Origin of the sequence: Ramlibacter albus (assembly GCF_014297445.1) — a bacterium.
Lineage (GTDB): Bacteria > Pseudomonadota > Gammaproteobacteria > Burkholderiales > Burkholderiaceae_C > Ramlibacter > Ramlibacter albus.
Map to the genome: position 1 here is coordinate 895,719 of NZ_JACORU010000001.1, position 23,060 is coordinate 918,778.

Consider the following 23,060-nt stretch of genomic DNA (forward strand, 5'->3'; position numbering starts at 1 on the left):
ACAGCCATGCTCAACGTCTCCGCATGGTCCATCCGCAACCCGATCCCGTCGGTGATGTTCTTCGTGCTGCTCACGTTCGCGGGCATGTACTCCTTCCACGCGATGAAGGTGCAGAACTTCCCGGACATCGACCTGCCCACCGTGATGGTGACGGCCGCCTTGCCCGGCGCCGCACCGACGCAGCTGGAGACCGACGTCGCGCGCAAGCTCGAGAACTCGGTAGCCACCGTGCAGGGCCTCAAGCACATCTTCACCAAGGTGCAGGACGGCGTGGTCACGCTCACGGCGGAATTCCGCCTCGAGAAGCCGGTGCAGGAGGCCGTGGACGACGTGCGCTCCGCCGTCGCGCGCGTGCGGGCCGACATGCCGGCGGACCTGCGCGACCCGATCGTCACCAAGCTCGACTTCGCCGCGCAGCCGGTGCTGGCGTACACGATCGCGTCGAAGCAGATGGACGAGGAGGCGCTCTCCTGGTTCGTCGACAACGAGGTCTCGCGCAAGCTGCTCGCCGTGCGCGGCGTGGGCGCGGTCAACCGCGTCGGCGGCGTGGCGCGTGAAGTGCGCGTGGCGCTGGACCCGCTGAAGTTGCAGGCGCTGGGCGCAACGGCGGCCGACATCTCGCGCACGCTGCGCCAGATGCAGGTCGAAAGCGCGGGCGGCCGCGCCGACCTCGGCACGGCGGAGCAGCCGGTGCGCACGCTCGCGACGGTGAAATCGGCGCGCGAGATCGGCCTCATCGAGATCCCCCTGGCTGGGCCGGGCGGCGGCGCGGGCGCCGCGAACCGCACGATCCGATTGCAGGACGTGGCCACGGTCACCGACACGATTGCCGAACGCCGCGCGGCCGCGCTGCTGAACGGCCGCCCCGTGGTCGGCTTCGAAGTCGCGCGCAGCCGCGGCGAAAGCGAAGTGCAGGTCGGCGCCGCCGTGCGCAAGGCGCTCGACGAACTGAGGGCACAGCGCCCCGACATCGAGCTCACGCAGGCGTTCGACTTCGTCACGCCGGTGGAGGAAGAGTACGAGGGCTCGCTGCACCTGCTGTACGAAGGCGCGCTGCTCGCGGTGCTGGTGGTGTGGCTGTTCCTGCGCGACTGGCGCGCCACCTTCGTTTCGGCCGTGGCATTGCCGATGTCGGTGATCCCCGCTTTCATCGGCATGCACCTGCTCGGCTTTTCGATCAACGTGGTGACGCTGCTCGCGCTCTCCCTCGTCATCGGCATCCTGGTCGACGACGCCATCGTGGAGGTGGAGAACATCGTGCGCCACCTGAACATGGGCAAGACGCCTTACCAGGCGTCGATGGAAGCGGCGGACGAGATCGGACTGGCGGTGATCGCCACGACCTTCACGCTGATCGCGGTGTTCCTGCCCACGGCTTTCATGAGCGGCGTGGCGGGCAAGTTCTTCAAGCAGTTCGGCTGGACGGCGGCGCTCGCCGTCTTCGCGTCGCTCGTCGTCGCGCGCATGCTCACGCCGATGATGTCCGCGTACATGCTGCGCGCCAAGGCCGGCGGCCACCCGGAGCCGCGCTGGATGCCCGCCTACCTGAAGGCGGTGAGCTGGAGCATGCGGCACAAGCTCGCGACCTTCGTGCTGTCGGGCCTGTTCTTCATCGGCTCGGTGCTGCTGATCCCGCTGCTGCCCACGGGTTTCATCCCGCCCGACGACAACTCGCAGACGCAGGTGTACCTGGAGCTGCCGCCCGGCTCGACGCTGGAGCAGACGGTGGCGACCGCCGAACAGGCGCGGCTGATGGTCTCGAAGGTGAAGGACGTGAAGAGCGTCTACACCACGGTTGGCGGTGGCAGCGCGGGCACGGACCCGTTCAGCAACGCGGGCGCCGCCGAAGCGCGCAAGGCCACGCTCACGATCCTTCTCACCGAGCGCGGCGACCGGCCGAAGAAGCAGCCGATCGAGAACGAGATCCGCCGCGCGCTGGAGCCGCTGCCGGGCGTGCGCTCGAAAGTGGGCCTGGGCGGCTCGGGCGAGAAATACGTGCTGGTGCTCACGGGCGAAGACCCTGTGGCGCTGCAATCCGCGGCGCTCGCGGTGGAGAAGGACCTGCGCTCGATCCCGGGCCTCGGCAGCGTTGCTTCGACCGCCAGCCTCGTGCGGCCCGAGATCGTGGTGCGCCCCGACTTCGTGAAGGCCGCCGATCTCGGCGTGACCAGCAGCGCGATCGCCGACACGCTGCGCATCGCCACTGCGGGCGACTACGACGTGGCGTTGCCCAAGCTCAATCTCGCGCAGCGACAGGTGCCCATCGTGGTGAAGTTGCAGGAGGAAGCACGCAAGGACCTCTCGACGCTCGAACGCCTGGGCGTGCCCGGCAGCCGCGGCACGGTGATGCTCGGGCAGGTGGCGACGCTCGAACTCGCGGGCGGGCCCGCGGTGATCGACCGCTACGACCGCTCGCGCAACATCAACTTCGAGATCGAACTGTCGGGGCTGCCGCTCGGCGACGTGAAGGCCAAGGTGGAAGAACTGCCCGCGGTGAAGAACCTGCCGCCGGGCGTGAAGATCGTGGAGATCGGCGACGCCGAAGTGATGGGCGAGCTCTTCGCGAGCTTCGGCCTGGCCATCCTCACCGGCATCCTGTGCATCTACGTCGTGCTGGTGCTGCTGTTCAAGGACTTCCTCCACCCGGTGACGATCCTCGCCGCGCTGCCGCTTTCCATCGGCGGGGCCTTCCTGGGCCTGCTGCTCGCGCAGAAGAGCTTCTCGATGCCGTCGCTCATCGGGCTGATCATGCTGATGGGCATCGCGACGAAGAACTCGATCCTGCTCGTGGAGTACGCCATCGTCGCGCGCCGCGACCACGGCATGAGCCGCTTCGACGCGCTGCTGGACGCGTGCCACAAGCGCGCGCGGCCGATCATCATGACCACCATCGCGATGGGCGCGGGCATGCTGCCGATCGCGATCGGCCTGTCGAAATCGGACCCGAGCTTCCGCTCGCCGATGGCGATTGCCGTGATCGGCGGCCTGATCACGTCCACCGTGCTGAGCCTGCTGGTGATCCCGGCCGTGTTCCTGTTCATGGACGACAACCTCAAGCGCTGGGCGCGGGCCGCGCGCGGCAAGCTGCGCTGGCGAAAGAAAGTGCCTGCGTGACGAATTCCGCTTGCGCGTGGCGTAGGGCGGATGGTTTAATCCTTGAGTACTCTTTCAGGGAACCCATGGGCCAGGCCACCCCGGCGGCATCCGTCGGCGACATCGAAAGTTTCATCACGCTGCTGCGCTCGGCCTGCAGCGACGACGACGTCTACCAGAAGCTCGAGCGCCTGCTGGCCATGCCGGACGAAAAGCGCCGCGCCTTGGTGCAGAAATGGGTGGAAGACCTCGTGGTCCAGCGCGCGCCCACCGATTTCATCCGCGCCATCGCCTGCCTGCTGGACGACCAGGTGGCCGAAAAGGCCTATGAAGTGATCTACCGCTGCGAGCACCCGCCGCTGCCGCCCGTGGGCGCGTTGTGGGTCGGCGGCATCGCCGCCGCGAGCGTGGCGGCGCTGGTGGGCTGGAAGCTGTTCGCCTAGCCGCGGATCTTCTTGACGAGGGACGTCGTGGAGTAACCGTCCACGAAGGGGATGGCGAGTGCGCGGCCGCCATACGATTCGACGACGCGCGTCTCTTCGATCTTGCGCATGTCGTAGTCGCCACCTTTGACGTACACGTGCGGCTTGAGCTCGCCGATGAGGGCCACGGGCGTGTCCTCGTCGAAGAAGGTCACGAGGCTCACCGACTCCAGCGCGGCGATCACCGCCGCGCGGTCCTGCTCCCCGTTCAACGGCCGGTCCGGCCCCTTGCCCAGGCGGCGAGCGGAAGCATCGGTATTGAGCGCGACCACAAGTGACGCACCTTGCGCACGCGCGGCTTCGAGGTAAGTCACGTGCCCGCGATGCAGCACGTCGAAAACGCCGTTGGTGAAGACGACCGGCTGGGCGAGTTGCGCGATGCGCGCCGCGGCCTGCTCGCGCGGCACGACCTTCGACGCAATGCTCACGCCGGCAAGGCGCCGCCGCCCGCGGAGCCCAGGCTGCCCTGCAGCTCCTTGCGGTAGCGGTTGAGCTCCTGCACGCTCTTGAAGCTGCGGTCCATCAGCAGGCTCATGTTGTGCAGGATGCGCTCGACGACCTTGCTTTCCCACACCGCGTCGAAGTTGATCTGCTTGTCCAGCCACTCCTCCAGCCACTCGGGGTTGGGCAGGCGCGACTGGATGGTGTCGCGCGGGAACAGCGCCTTGTTGACGTGCAGGTTGGTCGGGTGCAGCGCCTGGGCCGTGCGGCGCGCGCTCGCCATCAGCACGCCCACCTTCGCAAAAGCGGCCTTGGCTTCGACGCCGAAGTTGTTGATCGCGCGCTTCATGTAGCGCAGGTACGCGCCGCCGTGGCGCGCCTCGTCCTGCGACAGCGTGGTGTAGATGTGCTTGATGACCGGCTCGGTGTGCCACTCGGACGCCCGGCGGTACCAGTGGTTCAGCCGGATCTCGCCGCAGAAATGCAGCATGAGCGTCTCCAGCGCCGGGGCCGGGTCGAACTCGAAGCGGATCTCGTGCAGCTCCTGCTCGGTGGGCGCCAGGTCCGGGCGGAAGCGGCGCAGGTACTCCATGAGCACCAGCGAGTGCTTCTGCTCCTCGAAGAACCAGATGGACATGAACGCGGAGAAATCGCTGTCGTCGCGGTTGTCGCGCAGGAACATCTCGGTGGCCGGCAGCGCCGCCCACTCGGTGATGGCGTTCATCTTGATGGTCTGCGCCTGCTCGTCGGACAGCTTGGAGGCGTCGAACTGGTCCCAGGGGATGTCCTTGTCCATGTCCCAGCGGACGGATTCGAGCTGCTTGAAAAGTTCGGGGTAGAGCATGGGTCGGACGGTACGGGCAGCCCCGATTTTACCGGTGGGTGTGACAATTGGTTGATGCGTACCTTGCTATTCCTGCTGCTGGCGGCCTTTGCGGGGGCCGCCAGCGCCCAGAAGGCCTGCCCCGCCACCCTTGCCCACACCTTCCCGCGTTTGCAGGATGAGAAGCCGCAGTCGCTGTGCCAGTACAGCGGCAAGGTGGCCCTGGTGGTGAACACCGCCAGCTATTGCGGCTTCACCCCGCAGTACAAGGGGCTGGAGGCGCTCTACTCGAAATACAAGGACCGCGGCCTCGTCATCCTGGGTTTCCCCTCGAACGACTTCGCGCAGGAGAAGGGCAGCAACAAGGAGATCGCGGAGTTCTGCGAGAACACCTTCGGCGTGAAATTCCCGATGTTCGCGGCCTCGCACGTGCGCGGCGGCGACGCGAACCCGCTCTTCAAGCAGCTGGAAGCCGCCACCGGCACCAGCGTGAAGTGGAATTTCTACAAGTACCTGCTGGATCGGAGCGGGAAGGTGGTGGCTGCCTACAACAGCACCACCACCCCCGAGGAGCTGGGGCCGCAGATCGAGAAGCTGCTGGCCCCCTGAAAGAAAAAAGCCGCGAAGCGCCCTGAAACGAAGGAGGGAGGGAGGGAGGAGGAGAAGAGGCGCTCCAGGATTGCAGCCGGACCGAACTGGCGATCACGGCAGGCTTCGCAGCGATAAAACCGATTGAATCCCTGTCCCGTTGTTGGATGGACAGCAGTTGGCGCCCCGGGGTTCCCCTATCAAGAGGCCTTCCGAGGTAAATTTTTGTGAACAGTCAGGCCGGCTTGCTGTCCGCGAAGCTGGGACGGGCCGACAGCTTTTCGTAAAGTTTCGCCAGGTTCGGATACGGCGTGCGCCAGTCGATCTCCGGGAAGCGGAAGTCGAGGTAGCCCAGCGCGCAGCCGACGGCGATGTCGGCCAGGCTCAGGTAGATGCCCGCGCAGAACGGCTTGTCGCCCAGGCCCTGGCTCATCGCCTTCAGGCTGGCGTGGGTCTTGGCGAGCTGGCGGTCGATCCAGGCCTGCGAACGCTGCGCCTTGGTGCGCCCGGCCCAGTTGCCTTCGAGGCGCGCCAGGATGAGCGCGTCCAGCACGCCGTCGGCCAGCGCTTCCCACGTCTTGACCTCCGCGCGCTCGCGGCCGACGGCCGGGATGAGCTTGCCGACGGGCGAGAGCGTGTCGAGGTATTCGACGATGACGCGCGAGTCGAACAGCGCCTCGCCGCCTTCCATCACCAGGCAGGGCACCTTGCCCAGCGGGTTGGACTGCATGATGGCCGTGTCGGCCGACCAGACGTCCTCCAGCACGAACTGGTAGTCGAGTTTCTTCTCGGCCATCACGATGCGTACCTTGCGCACGTAGGGGCTGGTGGTGGCGCCGATCAACTTCATGGGGCTTCGCTTGCTTCGTTCGAGTTCTGTGCGGGTTGTCGCTTCATTCTAGGGGAAGGCGTTTTTCCCGCTGTCGCAGCCCAGCGACAGGGCAACTTGACCGCCACTTAAAATTCGGGAATGTCCCTGTCCACGATTTCCGCGCTGTCCCCGCTCGACGGCCGCTACGCCGGCCGCCTCGCCGCCCTGAGGCCCCTGATGAGCGAGCTGGGCTACATGCACAAGCGCGTGCAGGTCGAGGTCGCATGGTTCATCGCCCTTTCCGACGCCGGCTTTGCCGAGTTCAAGCCGCTCACGCCGGGAGCGCGCACTTACCTGCTCGGGCTGGTGAAGAATTTCTCGGAGGCCGACGGCGCCGCGATCAAGGAGATCGAGAAGACCACCAACCACGACGTGAAGGCCGTGGAGTACTGGATCAAGTCCAGGTTCGAGGCCCGGCCCGAGCTGAAGGCGGCCAGCGAGTTCGTGCACTTCGCGTGCACCAGCGAGGACATCAACAACACCAGCCATGCGTTGCAGCTCAAGGGCGCGCGCGACGAGGTGATCCTGCCCGCGCTGGACGCAGTGATCACCAAGCTGCGCGAGATGGCGCACACCTTCGCCGACGTGCCGATGCTGAGCCGCACCCACGGCCAGACGGCGAGCCCTACGACCGTGGGCAAGGAAGTGGCGAACGTGGTGGTGCGCCTGGCCAAGGCCCGCGAGAACATCGCTTCGGTCAAGCTCATGGGCAAGATGAACGGTGCGGTGGGCAACTACAACGCGCACCTGTCCGCATGGCCCGACTTCGACTGGGAAGTGTTCTCGCGCAAGGTGGTGGAGTCCCCCGAGCCGCTGGGGCTGGGCCTGACCTTCCAGCCGTACAGCATCCAGATCGAGCCGCACGACTACATGGCGGAGCTGTTCGATGCCGTCGCGCGCGCCAACACCATCCTCATCGACTGGTCCCGCGACGTATGGGGCTACGTGAGCCTCGGCTATTTCAAGCAGAAGCTGCGGCCCGGCGAGATCGGTTCATCGACGATGCCGCACAAGGTAAATCCGATCGACTTCGAGAACGCCGAAGGCAACCTGGGCCTCGCGAACGCGCTGCTCAAGCACCTTTCGGAGAAGCTGCCCATCTCGCGCTGGCAGCGCGACCTCACCGACTCCACCGTGCTGCGCAACATGGGCGTGGCCCTCGGCTACGCCGCGCTCGCCTACCACTCGCTCGGCATCGGCCTGGGCAAGCTGGAGCTCAACGAAGAACGCCTGAAGGAAGACCTCGACAACGCGTGGGAAGTGCTGGCCGAGCCGATCCAGACCGTCATGCGCCGCTACGGTGTGCAGGGCGCGTACGAGAAGCTGAAGGACGTGACGCGCGGCAAGTCGGTGCTGGCGGAAGACCTGCACGGGTTGATCCGCGGGCTGGAGATTCCGCAGGCGGAGAAAGAACGCTTGATCGCCATGACCCCGGCGTCGTACGTCGGTAAAGCGGCCGAACTCGCTCGCCGGTGCTGACCCGGTGGCCCTCAAATCCACCATCTTCAAGGCGAGCCTGAACGTCGCCGACATCGACCACGGCTACTACGCCGAGCATGCGCTCACGCTCGCGCGGCACCCGAGCGAGAACGACGAGCGCATGATGATCCGCCTGGCCGCGTTCGCCTTCAATGCGCACGCGCTGCAGACGATGTGCAACGGCGACGGCACGCTCGCGTTCGGCGCGGGCCTGTCGGATCCCGACGACCCGGACGTGTGGCTGCGCGACTTCACGGGCGCGACCAAGCTCTGGATCGAGGTCGGCCAGCCCGACGAAACGGCCATCACCAAGGCCTGCCGCAAGTCGGAGCAGGTAGCGGTCTACGCCTTCCACCACGCGGCGGAAGTGTGGTGGCGCGGCATCGAAGGCAAGCTCACGCGGCTGTCCAACCTCGCCGTGTGGCGCGTGCCGGCCGAGGCTTCACAGGCGCTGGCGCAGCTGGCCGAGCGCAGCATGCAGCTGCAGGCGACGATCCAGGAAGGCGCGTTGATGCTCTCCAGCGGCTCGCGCACCGTCGATATCGAACCCGTCCGCTGGAAGTAAGACTCAGGCAGCGCGCTCCGCGTACCGGTTGAACCGCCACGCATCGCCTTCCAGCGTGATGCGCCGCCACACATGCCGCTTCTCGGCGGGCGACATCTCGGTCCAGTGCTGCACTTCGGCAAAGGTGCGCCCGCAGCCCTTGCACTCGGCGTCGCCCTGGCTCGTGGAGCAGATGGCGATGCACGGCGTATCCGGCTGGGTGTCGTACCAGGCCTTCCAGGCGGCGTAGGCCTCCTTGGGGAACCCCGACTCGGCGGCCTCGTCTTCGCGGTAGAACACCATCAGGGCATAGACCTCCGCCAGCGCGCGCAGCTCGGGCGCCAGCGTGATGCCGTCGGGTGAAGGCTTCTTCTCGCGCCACCAGTTGATGGCGGCTTCGACGTCGGTGATGTGGATCGCGGCCATGGCGCAGGCGGGGGGAGCCGGATCATACGTGTTCTTCCTAGGGACGAAACGCCGGGAATGTGCTGTAATCCTGCTTACCGAAGGGGAGTAGCTCCCAGCGGCAGGTCGTCAATACGAAGCAGGGTATCGCTTCCGGCCTGTCGGGCATAACAACATACTCCACGCTGAGCAAGACCTTCGATTGGCGCCCGCCATGGGTGCGATCGAAGTGCCACGTCTTCACAGCGTCCGGCACTCCATATCGCGCACTGGCGGGTTGTGAATCGACAACCCGGAGCTTGTTCATGGAGTTTCTCTCCAGCGCCTGGTGGTCCGCGCTCGCGGCCATCATCCTCATCGACCTCGTCCTTGCCGGCGACAACGCGATCGTGATCGCGCTGGCGGCGCGCAACCTTCCCTCCCACCTGCAGAAGCGGGCCATCATCTGGGGCACCGTCGGCGCCATCGTCGTGCGCTCGATCATGACCCTGGCCGTCGTCTGGCTGCTCAAGATCCCCGGCCTCATGCTCATCGGCGGCCTGGCGCTGCTGTGGATCGCCTACAAGCTGCTCGTGGACGACAGCGACGGCGCCGAGCACCACCCGGTGGCCAGCACCTTCTGGGGCGCGATGAAGACCATCGTGATCGCCGACGCGCTGATGGGCATCGACAACGTGCTGGGCGTCGCGGGTGCCGCGCACGGCTCGTTCGACCTCGTCGTGATCGGCCTGCTCGTGAGCGTGCCCATCGTGGTGTTCGGCAGCACCATGGTGCTCAAGCTGGTCGAGCGCTTCCCCATCATCATCCAGGCCGGCGCGGCGGTGCTCGCGGTGACGGCCGGCAAGATGATCGTCAGCGAACCGCTGCTGGACGACATCTTCGACCCCAACACGCTCGCCCGCTGGGGCGTGTACATCGCTGCCGTCGCCGGGGTGCTCGCCGCCGGCCGGTACGCGGCGTCCCGAAACCACCAGCAACCTTCCCACGCCCGTCCGTAAAAGCAGAAAGCCCAGGAGATACAACATGGAAACGGTCATTGTGTTCGTCGACGACGCCGACTACGCGCACCAGCAGCTCGCGCCGGTGAAGAACCAGCAGCCCACGCACTGGGTGGTGGTGGGCTGCGCCCCGCAGCTCACGCGCCGCGCCGGCAAGTGGGTGTCGCAGTCGGCGCGCCAGCAGTGGCGCGCGCGCTGGTGCGAGAAGCTGTTCTCGCGCGTGACGCCCCAGCTCGCGGGAGCCGAGGACAAGGTGACGACGGTCATCGCCAAGCGGCCGCTGCCGCAGCTCACGCGCGAGCTGCTGATGCGCCACGGCGCCGGCCGCGTCTTCGACGCCCGCCGCCCGAAGTTCGGCCACCAGATGGACCCGGTCACCGCCGACCAGCCGGTGCAGCAGCGCCCGGCGTGGGAAGTGCCCGGCGCCATCGCGGGGCTGGGTGCGGCGCTGGTGCTCGCCGCGGAATAGCGCACACGCTTGCGTGGGGCCGGTGCGCTATGCTCCGGCCTCATGGTCAAGCTGCTTGTGAAGTGGGGCCTCTCGGCTTGCGCCCTGCTGCTCGTCGCCTACCTCTACAGCGGCGTGGAGGTGCGCACATTCGGTTCGGCGCTGCTCGCCGCTTTCGTCATCGGGCTGCTCAACGCCTTCGTGCGGCCGCTGCTGGTGGTGCTGACGCTGCCGGTGACCATCCTCACGCTCGGCCTCTTCCTGTTCGTCATCAACGCGGCGGTCTTCTGGCTGGCCGCGCAGATGCTCGACGGCTTCCAGGTGCGCGACTTCGTGGCGGCCCTGCTCGGCTCGCTCATGTACACCGCCATCGGCGTGGTGATCGAGTCAGCGCTCGAGAGTCTGTTCGCGAAGAAGTAGCTGGATCTGCCGCGCGCGGGTGTCGATGATCGACGCCTCGATGTGGTCGGTCGCGCCCGCGCCCTTTCGCATCAGGTCCTGCGCGGCGCGCAGCCGGTCCAGCGCCGCCTGGTAGTCGAGCTGCGAAGCCTGCGACTCCGCATCGGCGCGGATCGCGCGCACCTGCTGGCCCTGCGCGGCGAACGCGCGCCCGAGCAGCTGCCACGCGGTGCCGTCCTTGCCGTGGATCGTCACCCAGGTCTGCAACGGACCGACTGCATCCGCGGCGCGGCCCGCCGCCAGCCGCGCTTCGCCCAGGAGCAGCACTTCGGGGCGCTCGGCGCCGCGCACGTCGGTCAGCGCAATGGTGGTGGGGGCATCGCCGGCAGCGAGCGCCGCTTCCGCGGCAAGCAGCCGCGCAAGGCGTGTGCCTGCCGCGTCGCCGGCGGTCGCCGGCTTCAGCCGCGTGAGCAGCCGGCCCGCGGCCGCGTTCTCCTTCAGGCGCGAGGCAGCCAGCGCGGAGCCATAGAGCACCGCGGCCTGCCGCACCTGCGGCAAGGTGGCGAAGTTGCTCGCGTCCGCCTCGCCCATCATCGCCCGCAACGCATCGACGCCGGAGTTGGAGACGACGCGCGCGCGCGCCGCGATCATCGCGTGCTCCATCGTCGGCACGAGCGGGCCGGCGCGCTGCGCGAGCGGCTGGCGCGCCTGCATCTCGGCGATGCGCTCGGTGGTGAGGGGGTGCGTGCGCAGGTAGGGGAAGTTGCCGCTGTCGTTGTGGCGCGAGGCCTGGTACAGCCGGTCGAACATGTTGACGAAGCCTTGCGGCTCGTAGCCCGCCTGCGTGGCCACGCCGTAGCCGATGCGGTCGGCTTCGCGCTCCATGTCGCGCGAGAAGTTCAGCCCCAGTTGCTGCCCCAGCGCGCTGCCGCCGGCGATCATCGCCTGGCCCACCTGCGGGTTCTTGCTGGCCGCGATCGCGCCGAGGATCATCGCGCCGATCATCAGCGGCGTGGTCTTGCCCTCCTGCTCGATCATGCGCGAGATGTGGCGCTGCGTGACGTGGCTCAGTTCGTGCGCGAGCACCGACGCGAGCTCGTCCTGCGTCTGCGTCACGGCGATCAGGCCCATGTGCAGCCCGAGCCAGCCGCCGGGCACGGCGAAAGCGTTGATCGAGCGGTCCTTGCCAAGCAGCACGCGCCACGCGAAGCGGTCGTCGAGTTCACCCGTGAGCTCGCCGCGCGAACGCGCGGCCGCGAGCAGCGGCTGCCAGATCTTCTGGACGTATTCGCTGACGACGGGGTCGTCGATGTAGTCGGGGTCGCGGAACAGCTCGCGGGCGACACGTTCACCCAGCTTGCGTTCGGCGGCGGTCGTCATCGCGCCGTCGCCGCTGCCCAGGCCGGGCAGCGCGCCGCGCTGCTGCGCGCCGCCGGGCACATGGGCGGCCAGCACCAGCGCGAGGACCAGCGGGGTCCACTTGCGGCGTCGCGAGGGGGTGGGGGCGGTCATCGCCTTATGATGCTCGGGCAGGGTAAAGCCGGCGTGAAGCCGGAACTTTGCTTTTTACCACGCACGCCAAACATGAGCTCGCTGACCCACTTCGACGCGCAGGGACAAGCCCACATGGTGGATGTGGGCGCGAAGGCATCCACCCACCGGGTCGCGGTCGCCACCGGCCGCATCGATTTGCAGGCCGCGACGCTGGCGGTCATCCAGTCCGGCACCGCGAAGAAGGGCGACGTGCTGGGCATCGCGCGCATCGCGGGCATCCAGGGCGCCAAGCGCACGAGCGAGCTCGTTCCCCTGTGCCATCCCATTCCTCTCACACGGCTCGCCGTGGAGTTCGAGGTCGACGCCGCGGCCAACGCGGTGGTGTGCACCGCGACCGCCGAAACCGTCGGCCCGACAGGCGTCGAGATGGAGGCGCTGTGCGCCGTGCAGGTGGCGCTGCTCACCATCTACGATATGTGCAAGTCGGTGGACCGGGGGATGACGATTGGCGGCGTGCGTTTGCTGGAAAAGCGCGGGGGCAAGTCGGGCGAGTGGAAGGCGCCGGCGTGAGCGCATCGGCCGGGCTCGTGCGCCGGCTTGCGCAGAACCGGGTTGCGCGGTTCATCGTCGTCGGCGGCGTGAACACCGTGTTCGGCTACGGCTGCTTCTGGCTGCTGCTGTACGTGGGGCTGCATTACTCGATGGCCTTGCTGATCGGCACCGTGCTGGGCGTGCTGTTCAACTTCAAGACCACCGGCACGCTCGTCTTCGGCTCGCACGATAACCGGCTGATCTTCCGCTTCGTGGGCTCCTACGTCTTCACCTACTTCTGCAACCTCGCGGGGCTGCGCGTGCTGGTGGGGGCCGGCTTCTCGCCGCAGGTGGGCGGGCTGCTCCTGATCCTGCCCATGGCCGCGGTTTCGTTCGTCATCCTGCGCAGGTTCGTCTTCGCCGCCAAAACATGAACAAGCTGATCAGCATCGTCACGCCCTGCTACAACGAGTCGGAGAACGTCGTGGAGCTGCACGAGCGCATCGCGGCCGCGATGGCGAAGCTGCCCTACGACTACGAGCACATCTGCATCGACAATGCGTCGACGGACGACACGGTGGCCAAGCTCAAGGCGATCGCGGCGACGGACAAGCGGCTGAAGATCATCGTCAACGCGCGCAACTTCGGCCATGTGCGGTCGCCGTACTACGCCATCCTGCAGGCGAAGGGCGACGCGGTGATCGCCATCGCCTCCGACCTCCAGGACCCACCGGAGATGATCCCCGAGTTCATCGAGAAGTGGGAGCAGGGCTACAAGACGGTGATGGCCGTCAAGCCGCAAAGCCAGGAGTCGCCGCTGATGTTCCTCGTGCGGCGCACCTACTACATGCTGATCACGCGCATCTCCGACGTGCCGCTGGTGCAGAACGCCACCGGCGCGGGGCTGTTCGACCGCGCCGTGATCGACGTCATGCGCGACCTCGACGACCCCTACCCCTACGTGCGGGGCCTCGTCTCGGAGATCGGCCTGCCGATCGCCACCGTGCCGTTCAAGCAGCCGCGGCGCAAGCGCGGCATCACCAAGAACAACTTCTACACGCTGTACGACGTGGCGATGCTGGGCATCACCAACCATTCGAAGGTGCCGCTGCGGCTGATGACCATGGGCGGCTTCGCGGTGTCGATCCTGAGCCTGCTCGTCGCCTTCTTCTACCTCGCGGCCAAGCTGCTGTTCTGGGACTCGTTCCAGCTGGGCATCGCGCCGATCCTGATCGGCATTTTCTTCTTCGGCGCGGTGCAGCTGTTCTGCATCGGCATGCTGGGGGAATACATCGGCTCCATCCACACCAAGCTGCGCAAGCTGCCGCTGGTGGTGGAGGCCGAGCGCGTCAACTTCTAGCGCGCCCGATGCCTTCGTAGGCCGGCAGGTCGGCGGGGCTGATGAAGCGGCGGCCGTCCACCAGGGGGATGTCCTTGCCGCGCAGCAGCTGCGGCAGCTCCTTGTATTGCGGCCATGACGTCACGAGCAAGGCGGCATCGGCGCCTTGCAACGCATCCTCCAGCGAACCGGTGAACGACAGGCGCGGCGACGACAGCACACGCGAGGTCGGCTCGATGGCGATCGGGTCGTGCGCGACGACCGTGGCCTGCTCGTCGAGCAGCATGCGGATGACGGGGACCGCCGGCGATTCGCGGATGTCGTCGGTGCCCGGCTTGAACGCGAGGCCCAGCACCGCGATGCGCCGGCCGGCGAGGGAGCCGAGCCGCTGCTTCGCAAGATCGACCAGCACGCCCGGCTGCAGCCGGTTGCGTGCGATGACGGCGTCGAGGATGCCGGGCATCGCGCCCTTGGCGGAGCCGAATGCGGCAAGCGCCTTCAGGTCCTTGGGAAAGCAGGAGCCGCCGAACCCCGTGCCCGGGTGCAGGAACGCCAGCACGCCGGGCGACACGCGGCCCTGCGGCGTGACCGGCGAGATGCGGCGGTCGAGGTACACCGTTCGCAGCACGTCGACCACGTCGACGTCGCCGCACCGGCTGCACAGGTCGGCGATCTCGTTGGAGAACGAGATCAGCGTCGCGAGCAGCGCATTGGCGGTGTACTTGCCCATCTCGGCCGTGCTCGGTGTCGTGACGACGACTTCGGTGCGCGCGAAGGGCGCGTACAGCTCGCGCATCACGCTTTCCGTGCGCGCTTCGCGCGTGCCGATCACGATGCGGTCCGGGTTCATGAAGTCCTTCACCGCGGTGCCTTCGGCCAGGAACTCCGGGTTCATGCACAGCCCGAAGTCGCGGCCGGCAACCAGGCCCGAGGCCGCCTCGACCAAGGGGCCGACGACGTCGCTCGTCGTACCCGGCACCACGGTGCTCTTGACGCACACCACGTGGTAGCGGCCCTTCGGCAGGTGGCGGCCGATGTCGGTGGCCGCCTGCTTCACGTACTGCAGGTCGATCACGGAGCCGTCGAATGGGGTCCCCACCGCGATCAGCGAGACGTCGGCGCCCGCCAGCGCGGCGCCGAGGTCGGTGCTGGCCGTGAGCCGGCCGGCATCGACCTGCTTCTTCAGCAGGGCCGGCAAGCCCTCCTCATGGATCGGCGGCTCGCCGCGGCGGATGCTCTCGACCTTCGCCTGGTCGACGTCGACGCACACCACCTCGTGGCCGATCTCCGCCAGGCCCACGCCCGACACGAGCCCCACATACCCGGTGCCGACGACGACGACCTTCACTCGCGGTTCCCCGAATACCACGCGAGCGCGCGCTTGAGGCCCTCGTCGAGGCCGACGTACGGCTCGTAGCCGAGCCGGGTGCGCGCCTTGCCGATGTCGGGGCAGCGCCGGTTGGGGTTGTCGGTGAGGTAGTGGCGGTCGTCGCTCGACTGCTGCACCACGTTGCCGCGCCAGCCGTGCTGCTCGGCGCCGATGGCCGCGGCCTTGTTGACGAAGTCGCGCACGGAGATCTCGGGCCTCTCGGTGCCGATGTTGTAGGGCTCGCCCGCTTCGCCATGCGTGAGCACCTTGAGGTAGCCGCTCACCGCGTCGGCGATGTAGCAGAAGGTGCGGGTCGCGGTGCCGTCGGACAGCTGCACGATGTCGCGGCCTTCGAAGATGTCGCGCGCGACGTCAGGGAGCAGTCGCCGGTCGTGGATCGACAGGCCCGGCCCGTAGTTGTTGAACGGCCGCGCGATGGTGACGTGGCAGCCGTACTGCCGCGCGAAGTTCACGCACAGCGTCTCGCCCAGCCGCTTGGATTCGTCGTAGCAGGCGCGCGGGCCGGTGCAGGACACGAGGCCGCGGTAGTCCTCCTTCGTCGGGATGGAGGACGGGTCCGGGTCGCCGTAGATCTCGCTGCTGGAGAAGAACAGCATGCCGCGCACCGGGTTCTTCTCCTGCCTCGCGCGCATGTGGTCGAGCAGGTGGCGCACGCCGTTGACGTTGGCGTCGATCGTCTCGATGGGGTACTGGCGGTAGAAGATGGGCGAGGCGATCGACGCGGCATGCACGATGTAGTCGAACGCGGGCGCGTCGGCCGGCAGCGGCTTCGTGATGTCGTGGTTCACCACCTGCACGTGCGGCCGCGCGCCGAGCTGCTCCAGCCACGCCTTGCGGCCGCGCAGCATGTTGTCGTAGACGGTCAGCTGCACCGGCGCGCGTCCGTCGCCTTCGCCGATGGTGGCAAGCACGTGCAGCATCTCGTAGCCGAGGAAGCCGGCGCCCCCGGTCATGAGCACGCGCATGCCGGCGAGCCGGTCGAGGCTGCCGCGCGCGTGGGTGCGGATCTCTTCGAGGTCGGTTTCGAGCACCTGCGCGGCAGGAGTCGTGCGTTGCGTCATCGGGCGGTTTCCAGCAGGGCGTCGCGCCGGCGCAGCGCCGCCGCGGTATCGCGGACGGCCTGCTCCAGCTCGATCGTGACCGTGAGGCCGAGCTCGTCGCGGGCGCGGCTCACGTCGGGGACATAGTAGGTGGGCGGAGTCGGCGAGCCGGCGCCGAGGATGTGCACGGGCTTGCCGGGCGCGATGGCGTTCACGATGGCCTGCGCCAGTTCCGCGATCGTCACCGCCCGGCCGGAGCCGACGTTGTACGCGCGGCCGGCGCGGCCTTTCTCCAGCAACGTGAGCAGCCAGTGCGCGAGGTCGCGCTGGTCCATGTACGAGCGCACGCTGCGGCCGTCGCCGCCGATGCGGATGGCGTCGGCGGTGAGCGCGTCGCGGATGAAGTTGCCGGCGGCGTAGTGCACGTCCAGCGGCAGGTCCTCGCCGACGAAGGCGAAGCAGCGCGCGACGACGACCTCGAGGACGTGCTGCGCGCCGTAGAGCATGCACAGGTGTTCCGCGGCGCGTTTCGCGCACGCGTACACGTTGGCGGGTTCCAGCGGATCGGGAGCGCCCGCCCAGTCTTCCGGCACCGCGGGTGAAGCCGGCAAGCGGCCATAGACCATCCCGGAACTCGTGAGCAGCATGCGCTTCACGCCTCGCTCGACGGCGAGGTCGAGCACGTTGCGCGTGCCGCCTACGATTTCGTCGTGCAGCGCCAGGCGTGGGCGCTTCGGCCCGAGCGTCGAATCCGTGGCGGCATGGATGACGGCGTCGAACGCGGGCAGCGCGCGCAGCTTCGGCATGTCGACGATGTCGCCGCCCGCGAGCTCGAGCCACTCGAGTTCGCGGAATTCGGGGTAGCGCAAGAAAAAGCGCTGCGGGTCGCGCGACAGGCCGATGACCTGCGGCGGCTCGCTGCTCGCCGCCCAGTGCCGCAGCAGCGCGCGACCGAAGAAGCCGGTCGCCCCGGTGAGCAGGACTCGCTTCATGGTTTCGGCACGGCGTAAAGGACGCTGTCGAAGGTATTGGCCTGGTGCTGCCCGACGTGGAAGTCGTAGCCGGGGCACATCTCGAACAGCAGCTCCGGCAGCTCCCAGAGGTCCTGCGGGTTGTGGTACAGCGAGACGGCGAGCACCGGGCGCGAACGCTCGATGAGGCGGCGCGCGCCGCGCAGCGCCATCGCCTCGCCGCCTTCGACGTCGAGCTTGAGCATCCCGATGCTTTCGTTGGGGAGCAGCTCGTCGAGCGCGACCGCTGCGACGCTCACGCTCCCATCGCCGACGCGGCTGGCCTCGCCTTCATCGGCGGTGAAGGACAGCATGCGGTAGCGGTCCGCAGCGGCAAGCGGCAGGCAAACGGCAGGCACCTTCTCACCGGCCACGCGCGCGGCGAGCTTCGCGAAGTTGGCCGGGTCCGGCTCCAGCAGCCACGCACGGGAACACTTCACGCGTGGCAGCGCGAGCAGGTCCGCGAACGTGTCGCCGTCGTACGCGCCGCAGTCGACGTACGCGATCGGCTTTTCCGCGAAGCGCGCAAGCGTGTAGCTGTTGAAGTAGCGCGGCTCCTCGCTCAACCGGCTGGAGAACGGCAGGTCCTGCCCCAGGCGGAAGGCGAGCGTGCGCGCGAACGTGGCGCGGCTCTCCTCGTCGGCCAGCCTTTCGGCGACGGCGGCCGCGCGTTCCACGTTGGCGAGCAGGAACTCGCGGCGCGAAAGCCAGTAACGCCAGCCGAGCGCGTCCGCGAACTGGTCGTAGAGCTCGTGCGCGAGGAAGGGCGCCTCGAAGCCGTGCGAGCTCGCGAGCGCGTGCATGCCGTCCAGCGGCAGGAAGTGGTTGTAGATGCCGACGGCGAGCTGCTCGCCGCGGCTCGACGCCGGCAGGTCGGCCCACGCCTGCACCGGCAGGCCCAACACGTTGGTGGCCTTCGGTTGGGTCTCGACGAAACCCGCGACATCGAAGCCCTGCGACTGCAGTGCACGGCACACCGCACGGCCGAACAAGCCGGCGCCGAAGATCCAGACGCGCGACTCGCGCTTGAGCGCCCGGCACGGCTCGGCGCGCCGCTTCATCGCGTCGAACGCGCTGACAGAGCTACTAGAGCTAATAGAGTTTGATGAGCTCATTGGGGTAGCGCTGCGCGAGTTGCTTCTCGATCTCGTCCTGGAAGCGGAAGGACGAGACCAGCACCGGAAGCCGCGGATGTTTCGCGATCTCCGCCGGTGCGACGATCGGGCTGCCGCCCATCCGCGAACCCTGCAGGTTGGGGTTGGCATCGGCAAGCAGGCGCACCTGCGCGCCGCAACGCGGCCCCAGCTGCGGCAGCAAGCGCGCCGTGTGCGAGCCCGCGCCGTAAACGATCATCTCGCGGGCCGGCACGCGCGCCAGCGCCTTGTCGAGGCGGCCGCCGCAGACTTCGAGATAGCGGCGCATCGTCGCCGCGTCGTTTTCGCTGCGCCGCGGCACGGACCCCGGCTTGCCGGTGACCTGGTACAGCGCGAGCAGCGCCCGACCGCTCATGCCGCCGCATTCGACGTAGCGGTGGCTCAGGGGCGCGGCGCCGAGCGTCGCCATCAATGCGTCGAGGCTGTCGCGGCTGAAGTACTGGATGTGTTCGAGCGAGAGCTCGCCGAAGGGCTCGCCGCGTTCGCCATCGAAGGTCTCGAGGGCCGGCACGTCCACCATCAGGTGCGTGCCCGGCCGCAGCCGGGCGAACAGCCCCGCCATGTCGCGCTGCGGGTCCCACAGGTGCTCCAGCACGGCCATCACCATGACGACGCTCGCTTCGGCAATCGGCACGACCTCGTGGCAATCGGCCATGGAGCCGCGGCGGACGCCCGTCAAGCCGAACAGCTCGTTGGCAAGCTTGCCCGCGTTCGGCGCCGGGTCCACGCCGTGAAGGTTGGTGTAGCCCGCGCGCTTGAGGAGGGACAGCAGCGTGCCGCTGCCGCAGCCGACATCGACGACCGGCGCGTCCCTCGCCACGACGTTCTCGATCAGCGCCGCGGCCGCTTCGCCGCGCGCGGCGTCCACGACCGACACGACGCTCGAATGGTCGTACTTGGAATAGCGCGCGTAGTACCGCGAATAGTCCGGCTCCGGTGGCAGCTCGCCCGCGAACACGAAGCCGCACTCGGCGCACTCGTGCACCGCGTAGCTCATGTCGAGCGCGTCCAGCGCCGCCATGGCGTTGGTGAACAGCAGCTTGCTGCCACGCGAACGGCACAGCGGGCAGGCGCGCACAACGCTCATGCCGTGCGCGGCTCGTGCCAGAAGTTCAGGAACGACTTGCGCGCGGTGTTCGCCGCGATGGCCGGGTCGGTGTAGTACGAGTCGGCCTTGTCGTGGTTCGTCGAGATCTCCTCGAAGATCACGTCGGTGAGCGCGACGAAGCGGTGGCGCTGCTCGCGCTGCACCGTCAGCACGTCACCGCGCTTGAGGACGCGCGGCTGCCCGTCGATCCATGTCTCCAGCTCGCCGCTGACCATGAGGAAGGTCTCTTCCTTCTTCAGGTGGTACTGCTCCGGATGCTCCTGGCCCTTGAACATGACCAGGATCTTCTTGCAGTACTCGCGGTTCACCACCGTCACCATCGCCAGGCCCGTGCGGGCGTACTCGGCGATGCCGTAATGGTGGGAGATTTCCAGCGGCTGCCCGGGCGGCGCGGCAACGCCGGCATCGCGCAGCAGGTCGTCCACGCGCAGGGCGATCTGGCGCAGCTGGCCCAGCAGGTCTTCGCGCGTGACCGCAGCAGCATCCACGGGCTCGCCCGGCGCGATGTCGCGCTGCGCGCGGAACACGGCGTACTTGGACCAGTCGTTGGCGAGATACTGGCCCGGCTTGGGCGGGAAAGCGAATTCGACGCTGTCGGCACTGAGCACTTCGCCCTTGCGCACGGCACGGCGCGTCCACACGCCGCGGCGCAGCTCGCGCAGGCTCGCGAGTTCGGCGGCGCTCGGGGCGGGCCAGCCGGCCGGGCCTTTCATCTTGACGGCCTCGCGCGCCGCGGACAGCCACGCCTTCGTCTGTTCGGGCGACGCGGAGTACGCATTGAGCTTGTAGCTGCCCGCCTCCAGCCCGATGTGCTTCTCGAACACGCGCGCGCCGGTCGCGATGGCCATCATCACGGGCAGCGTGGCGGAGGGCTCTTCGTGCGTCGAGTAGCCGATGATCGCCTGCGGGTAGGCTTTCGCGAGCTCCGCGATGCGGCCCAGGCGCAAGTCGTCGTCGGGCGTCGGGTATTCCGCCACGCAGTGCATCAGCGCGAAGCGCTTCTCGCGGTTGGTGAGGAACAGTGCGACGCGGTCCACTTCCTCCTTCGTCGCGCCACCCGTGGACACCACCAGCGGCAGCTGCGTGCGCACCGCGCGCTCCAGCAGCGGCCAGTCGGTCAGCGAGCAGCTGGCGATCTTGAGGATGTCGTAGCCCTCGTTCTCGACGCGCTCCACCGAGACTTCATCGAACGGCGTGCACATGACGAGCAGGCCGAGTTGCCGGGCACGCGTGCGCATGCGCTCGAACTGGCCGGCGTCCAGCCGCGTCTCCTCGAAGCGCTTGACCAGCTTGATCGTGTGGTCGCCCTTCGCGCTCGAATGCACGAAGGTGTCCAGGTCGCGGTACTGGAACTTGATCGCGCAGTCGAACTCGGGGAACTGCGCCGCGATCGCGGCATAGGTCTCGACGATGCGCACCCCGTGCTCCACGTCGCCCATGTGGTTGTTCGCCATCTCGAAGACGAACAGGGGGCGCGTGAAGATCGATGCGCGGCGCGTCTTGCTGTCGGTGGTTGTCATGCGGGTCACCTCTCGGGTGCGGGTATCTACAGGCCGCGCGCCGCGAGCGAGGCGGGCGCGACTTCGCCGCCCATCCATTCGCGCAGCACGTCGATGGGCAGCAAAGGGGTCATGTCTTCGAGCGGCATGGAGAGCATGCTGCCGTCCGGCTGCGGCAGCGAGGCGCATCGCGGCCACAAGGCTTCGTCCTTGACGAGGCCGACGCGCAGCAGGCGCGGGCCGCTCGCCTTGGGGTCCATGAGGCGTGCCAGCGCGCCGCCCACGTTGGCCAGGTCGTCCACCTCGTCGTACGCGATGCCGAAGGCGCCGCAGGTGGCGCGCCAGTCGGGGAACAGCACGCCCGCCTCGCCGCCGGTGCCGACGTGGCGGCCCTTGAAGTAGTTGCGCTGCGTGAGCCGGATCGACGCGTAGCCCGCGTTGTCCATCAGCACGATCGCGAGGTCGGGCGCGCGCGCGCGCAAGGTGGCGAGCTCCTGCAGGTTCATCATCAGGCTGCCGTCGCTTTCGACCAGCACCGCGCGGCGGCCGGGTTGCGCTTCGCACGCACCGATGGCAGCCGCAAGGCCATAGCCCATCGCGCCGAGGCCGGACGTGAGGAACACGCGCTGGCCCGCGCGGTTGCGAAAGCCCAGGTAGAACGACTCCACGCACAGGCCGGAGCTGCCGGTGACCACGAGCGCGCCTTCGGGCACGGCCGTCGACAGCTCGTGCGCGACGTCGGCCGATTCGATCGGGCCTTTCGCTGCCGGCTTCGCGCCGTCGCGCGCGGGGAAGCGCCGCTTGACGTCGGCGATCCAGGACAGCCACGGGCGGCGATCCGCGGGCCGCGTTTCCGCCTTGGCGAACGCGGCATCGACCGCGGCGAGCGCGGCCTCGGCCGTCGCCTGCCAGCGGTGCGTGGCCGCACCTTCGAGCTTGGCGAGTTCGGCCGTGTCGATGTCGAACACGATCTTCTGCGCGTTGCGCGCGAAGCCGCGCGGGTTGTAGGCGGTGACCACGTTGTCCATGCGCGCGCCGATGGTGATCAGCAGGTCGCTGCGCTGCACCGCGAGGTTGGCGCAACGCTGGGCGATCGCGCCCGGCCGGCCGGCATTGAGCGGGTCGTCCCACTCCAGCATGTCCATCGCGTTCCAGGTGAAGACCGCCGGGATCTCGTGGCGGCGCATCACTTCGACAAGACGCTGCGCACAACCGGCGAGCCGCACGCCGTGGCCGACGAGCAGCACGGGACGCGACGCACGCGAGACGGCAGCCAGCAATGCGTCGGTGTCCATGGCCCATTGCGCAGGCACGGGCGCCTGTGCGGCCGCCTCGGCGGCAAGCAGTTCCTTTTCGAAGCGCGCCGCATCGGCGGCCCAGTCGCCGGGATAAGGCGCACCTTGCACGTCCAGCGGCACGTCCACCCAGCACGGCCCCATGCGCCCGCTGTTGGCGAGGTGCCAGGCCTTGCAGATGCTGCGCAGCGCTTCTTCCGGCGACATCACCGTGGTGGCGAACTTGCACGACGTGGCGGCCATCGCCACGACATCGACTTCCTGCGCGCCGCGCTGGCGCACGCCGGTTCCCGCCTTGAGGTCGGCGCGCTTCACCTGCCCCGACACGACGACGAGCGGCGTGGATTCGATCCAGGCACCCGCCACGGGCGTGAGGATGTTGGTGGCACCGGGACCGGTCGTCACCATCGCCACGCCGGCATGGCCGCGCACGCGGCCCCAGGCCTCCGCCGCGATGCCGCAGGCCTGTTCATGGTGGCAATGCACCGGGCCGATCTCCGAGCGGGCCAGCGCGTCGTTCAGATGCATCGCGCCGCCGCCGGGCACGAAGAAGATCCGGTCCACGCCCTTGGCGCGCAAGTAGGCGAGCAGCGCGTCGGCCGTGGTCATGCGGGGAGTACTGTCCATTG

The 23,060-nt window shown here is 68.2% G+C and carries 23 protein-coding genes; 11 read left to right on the forward strand and 12 right to left on the reverse strand.

The genetic code is table 11. From position 1 onward, the window contains the following. Positions 1-6: 6 nt before the first annotated feature. Both H8R02_RS04085 and H8R02_RS04090 read left to right on the forward strand, forming a co-directional pair. Positions 7-3,114, forward strand: a complete 3,108-nt coding sequence (locus H8R02_RS04085; RefSeq protein ID WP_187080054.1) for an efflux RND transporter permease subunit — start codon at positions 7-9, stop codon at positions 3,112-3,114. Between the two features lie 65 nt (positions 3,115-3,179). Continuing rightward, on the forward strand, positions 3,180-3,536 hold the full coding sequence (locus H8R02_RS04090; RefSeq protein ID WP_187080055.1) for a hypothetical protein: 357 nt from the start codon (positions 3,180-3,182) through the stop codon (positions 3,534-3,536). Here H8R02_RS04090 and rfaE2 read toward each other — a convergent pair. Beyond that, a complete protein-coding gene (gene rfaE2 / locus H8R02_RS04095; RefSeq protein WP_187080056.1) occupies positions 3,533-4,003 on the reverse strand; it encodes a D-glycero-beta-D-manno-heptose 1-phosphate adenylyltransferase in 471 nt (156 codons plus the stop codon). The genes H8R02_RS04090 and rfaE2 overlap by 4 nt on opposite strands. Beyond that, positions 4,000-4,860: a ferritin family protein gene (locus H8R02_RS04100; RefSeq protein WP_187080057.1), complete on the reverse strand. Its 861-nt coding sequence runs from the start codon at positions 4,858-4,860 to the stop codon at positions 4,000-4,002. The genes rfaE2 and H8R02_RS04100 overlap by 4 nt, the downstream gene beginning before the upstream one ends. A 54-nt stretch (positions 4,861-4,914) precedes the next feature. On the opposite strand from H8R02_RS04100, the gene H8R02_RS04105 reads away from it, so the two are divergent. Beyond that, positions 4,915-5,448, forward strand: a complete 534-nt coding sequence (locus H8R02_RS04105) for a glutathione peroxidase (RefSeq protein WP_187080058.1) — start codon at positions 4,915-4,917, stop codon at positions 5,446-5,448. Between the two features lie 214 nt (positions 5,449-5,662). Here the strand turns inward: H8R02_RS04105 and H8R02_RS04110 are convergent, their stop codons facing one another. After that, positions 5,663-6,277 (reverse strand): glutathione S-transferase family protein, encoded by a 615-nt coding sequence (locus H8R02_RS04110; protein ID WP_187080059.1) that lies wholly within the window; start codon positions 6,275-6,277, stop codon positions 5,663-5,665. A 120-nt stretch (positions 6,278-6,397) separates the two neighbouring features. Here H8R02_RS04110 and purB point away from each other — a divergent pair, with 120 nt between their 5' ends. Both purB and H8R02_RS04120 read left to right on the forward strand, forming a co-directional pair. Continuing rightward, positions 6,398-7,777, forward strand: a complete 1,380-nt coding sequence (purB, locus tag H8R02_RS04115; RefSeq protein WP_187080060.1) for an adenylosuccinate lyase — start codon at positions 6,398-6,400, stop codon at positions 7,775-7,777. Positions 7,778-7,781: 4 nt separating this feature from the next. Further along, positions 7,782-8,342: a YaeQ family protein gene (locus H8R02_RS04120; RefSeq protein WP_187080061.1), complete on the forward strand. Its 561-nt coding sequence runs from the start codon at positions 7,782-7,784 to the stop codon at positions 8,340-8,342. 3 nt (positions 8,343-8,345) lie between these two features. On the opposite strand, the gene H8R02_RS04125 is transcribed toward H8R02_RS04120, so the two are convergent. Beyond that, positions 8,346-8,747 carry a DUF3717 domain-containing protein gene (locus tag H8R02_RS04125; protein WP_187080062.1) on the reverse strand — a complete coding sequence of 134 codons (402 nt, stop codon included), beginning with the start codon at positions 8,745-8,747 and terminating at the stop codon, positions 8,346-8,348. A 284-nt stretch (positions 8,748-9,031) separates the two neighbouring features. Here H8R02_RS04125 and H8R02_RS04130 point away from each other — a divergent pair, with 284 nt between their 5' ends. The 3 genes from H8R02_RS04130 to H8R02_RS04140 are packed head-to-tail and all read left to right on the forward strand — an operon-like array spanning position 9,032 to position 10,592. After that, a complete protein-coding gene (locus H8R02_RS04130; RefSeq protein ID WP_187080063.1) occupies positions 9,032-9,724 on the forward strand; it encodes a TerC family protein in 693 nt (230 codons plus the stop codon). A 25-nt stretch (positions 9,725-9,749) separates the two neighbouring features. Beyond that, positions 9,750-10,193 (forward strand): hypothetical protein, encoded by a 444-nt coding sequence (locus H8R02_RS04135; protein WP_187080064.1) that lies wholly within the window; start codon positions 9,750-9,752, stop codon positions 10,191-10,193. A 42-nt stretch (positions 10,194-10,235) separates the two neighbouring features. Beyond that, positions 10,236-10,592, forward strand: a complete 357-nt coding sequence (locus tag H8R02_RS04140; protein WP_187080065.1) for a phage holin family protein — start codon at positions 10,236-10,238, stop codon at positions 10,590-10,592. Here H8R02_RS04140 and H8R02_RS04145 read toward each other — a convergent pair. Next, positions 10,560-12,083 (reverse strand): M48 family metalloprotease, encoded by a 1,524-nt coding sequence (locus tag H8R02_RS04145; RefSeq protein WP_187080066.1) that lies wholly within the window; start codon positions 12,081-12,083, stop codon positions 10,560-10,562. The genes H8R02_RS04140 and H8R02_RS04145 overlap by 33 nt on opposite strands. Before the next feature lie 72 nt (positions 12,084-12,155). On the opposite strand from H8R02_RS04145, the gene moaC reads away from it, so the two are divergent. Genes moaC through H8R02_RS04160 form a run of 3 tightly spaced genes read left to right on the forward strand, consistent with a single transcriptional unit; the run spans position 12,156 to position 13,956 of the window. Next, positions 12,156-12,635 (forward strand): cyclic pyranopterin monophosphate synthase MoaC, encoded by a 480-nt coding sequence (moaC, locus tag H8R02_RS04150; RefSeq protein WP_187080067.1) that lies wholly within the window; start codon positions 12,156-12,158, stop codon positions 12,633-12,635. Continuing rightward, positions 12,632-13,030 (forward strand): GtrA family protein, encoded by a 399-nt coding sequence (locus H8R02_RS04155; protein WP_354004863.1) that lies wholly within the window; start codon positions 12,632-12,634, stop codon positions 13,028-13,030. Before moaC ends, H8R02_RS04155 begins: the two co-directional genes overlap by 4 nt. Further along, positions 13,027-13,956, forward strand: a complete 930-nt coding sequence (locus tag H8R02_RS04160) for a glycosyltransferase family 2 protein (protein ID WP_187080068.1) — start codon at positions 13,027-13,029, stop codon at positions 13,954-13,956. Before H8R02_RS04155 ends, H8R02_RS04160 begins: the two co-directional genes overlap by 4 nt. Here the strand turns inward: H8R02_RS04160 and H8R02_RS04165 are convergent. From H8R02_RS04165 to H8R02_RS04195, 7 genes are read right to left on the reverse strand one after another with little or no spacing between them, the layout of a single operon-like run. Further along, positions 13,946-15,283, reverse strand: coding sequence for a UDP-glucose dehydrogenase family protein (locus tag H8R02_RS04165; protein WP_187080069.1), 1,338 nt, complete (start codon positions 15,281-15,283; stop codon positions 13,946-13,948). The genes H8R02_RS04160 and H8R02_RS04165 overlap by 11 nt on opposite strands. Then, entirely contained in the window at positions 15,280-16,386 is a 1,107-nt protein-coding gene (locus H8R02_RS04170; RefSeq protein ID WP_187080070.1) for an NAD-dependent epimerase/dehydratase family protein, read from the reverse strand. Before H8R02_RS04170 ends, H8R02_RS04165 begins: the two co-directional genes overlap by 4 nt. Beyond that, positions 16,383-17,357: an NAD-dependent epimerase/dehydratase family protein gene (locus tag H8R02_RS04175; protein WP_187080071.1), complete on the reverse strand. Its 975-nt coding sequence runs from the start codon at positions 17,355-17,357 to the stop codon at positions 16,383-16,385. The genes H8R02_RS04170 and H8R02_RS04175 overlap by 4 nt, the downstream gene beginning before the upstream one ends. Further along, entirely contained in the window at positions 17,354-18,436 is a 1,083-nt protein-coding gene (locus tag H8R02_RS04180) for an FkbM family methyltransferase (protein ID WP_187080072.1), read from the reverse strand. Before H8R02_RS04180 ends, H8R02_RS04175 begins: the two co-directional genes overlap by 4 nt. A gap of 31 nt (positions 18,437-18,467) precedes the next feature. Beyond that, on the reverse strand, positions 18,468-19,616 hold the full coding sequence (locus H8R02_RS04185) for a class I SAM-dependent methyltransferase (RefSeq protein WP_187080073.1): 1,149 nt from the start codon (positions 19,614-19,616) through the stop codon (positions 18,468-18,470). Continuing rightward, on the reverse strand, positions 19,613-21,157 hold the full coding sequence (locus tag H8R02_RS04190) for an N-acetylneuraminate synthase family protein (protein ID WP_187080074.1): 1,545 nt from the start codon (positions 21,155-21,157) through the stop codon (positions 19,613-19,615). The genes H8R02_RS04185 and H8R02_RS04190 overlap by 4 nt, the downstream gene beginning before the upstream one ends. A gap of 26 nt (positions 21,158-21,183) precedes the next feature. Beyond that, on the reverse strand, positions 21,184-23,058 hold the full coding sequence (locus tag H8R02_RS04195; protein ID WP_222622315.1) for a thiamine pyrophosphate-binding protein: 1,875 nt from the start codon (positions 23,056-23,058) through the stop codon (positions 21,184-21,186). Positions 23,059-23,060 lie beyond the last annotated feature (2 nt).

What these genes read in the sequence shown, in the direction of transcription:
- H8R02_RS04085 (WP_187080054.1), top strand. Translation starts at nt 7, where the DNA reads ATGCTCAACGTCTCCGCATGGTCCATCCGCAACCCGATCCCGTCGGTG.
- H8R02_RS04090 (WP_187080055.1), top strand. Translation starts at nt 3,180, where the DNA reads ATGGGCCAGGCCACCCCGGCGGCATCCGTCGGCGACATCGAAAGTTTC.
- H8R02_RS04100 (WP_187080057.1), bottom strand. Translation starts at nt 4,860, where the DNA reads ATGCTCTACCCCGAACTTTTCAAGCAGCTCGAATCCGTCCGCTGGGAC.
- H8R02_RS04105 (WP_187080058.1), top strand. Translation starts at nt 4,915, where the DNA reads ATGCGTACCTTGCTATTCCTGCTGCTGGCGGCCTTTGCGGGGGCCGCC.
- H8R02_RS04110 (WP_187080059.1), bottom strand. Translation starts at nt 6,277, where the DNA reads ATGAAGTTGATCGGCGCCACCACCAGCCCCTACGTGCGCAAGGTACGC.
- purB (WP_187080060.1), top strand. Translation starts at nt 6,398, where the DNA reads ATGTCCCTGTCCACGATTTCCGCGCTGTCCCCGCTCGACGGCCGCTAC.
- H8R02_RS04125 (WP_187080062.1), bottom strand. Translation starts at nt 8,747, where the DNA reads ATGGCCGCGATCCACATCACCGACGTCGAAGCCGCCATCAACTGGTGG.
- H8R02_RS04130 (WP_187080063.1), top strand. Translation starts at nt 9,032, where the DNA reads ATGGAGTTTCTCTCCAGCGCCTGGTGGTCCGCGCTCGCGGCCATCATC.
- H8R02_RS04135 (WP_187080064.1), top strand. Translation starts at nt 9,750, where the DNA reads ATGGAAACGGTCATTGTGTTCGTCGACGACGCCGACTACGCGCACCAG.
- H8R02_RS04140 (WP_187080065.1), top strand. Translation starts at nt 10,236, where the DNA reads ATGGTCAAGCTGCTTGTGAAGTGGGGCCTCTCGGCTTGCGCCCTGCTG.
- H8R02_RS04145 (WP_187080066.1), bottom strand. Translation starts at nt 12,083, where the DNA reads ATGACCGCCCCCACCCCCTCGCGACGCCGCAAGTGGACCCCGCTGGTC.
- moaC (WP_187080067.1), top strand. Translation starts at nt 12,156, where the DNA reads ATGAGCTCGCTGACCCACTTCGACGCGCAGGGACAAGCCCACATGGTG.
- H8R02_RS04160 (WP_187080068.1), top strand. Translation starts at nt 13,027, where the DNA reads ATGAACAAGCTGATCAGCATCGTCACGCCCTGCTACAACGAGTCGGAG.
- H8R02_RS04170 (WP_187080070.1), bottom strand. Translation starts at nt 16,386, where the DNA reads ATGACGCAACGCACGACTCCTGCCGCGCAGGTGCTCGAAACCGACCTC.
- H8R02_RS04175 (WP_187080071.1), bottom strand. Translation starts at nt 17,357, where the DNA reads ATGAAGCGAGTCCTGCTCACCGGGGCGACCGGCTTCTTCGGTCGCGCG.
- H8R02_RS04180 (WP_187080072.1), bottom strand. Translation starts at nt 18,436, where the DNA reads ATGAAGCGGCGCGCCGAGCCGTGCCGGGCGCTCAAGCGCGAGTCGCGC.
- H8R02_RS04185 (WP_187080073.1), bottom strand. Translation starts at nt 19,616, where the DNA reads ATGAGCGTTGTGCGCGCCTGCCCGCTGTGCCGTTCGCGTGGCAGCAAG.
- H8R02_RS04190 (WP_187080074.1), bottom strand. Translation starts at nt 21,157, where the DNA reads ATGACAACCACCGACAGCAAGACGCGCCGCGCATCGATCTTCACGCGC.
- H8R02_RS04195 (WP_222622315.1), bottom strand. Translation starts at nt 23,058, where the DNA reads ATGGACAGTACTCCCCGCATGACCACGGCCGACGCGCTGCTCGCCTAC.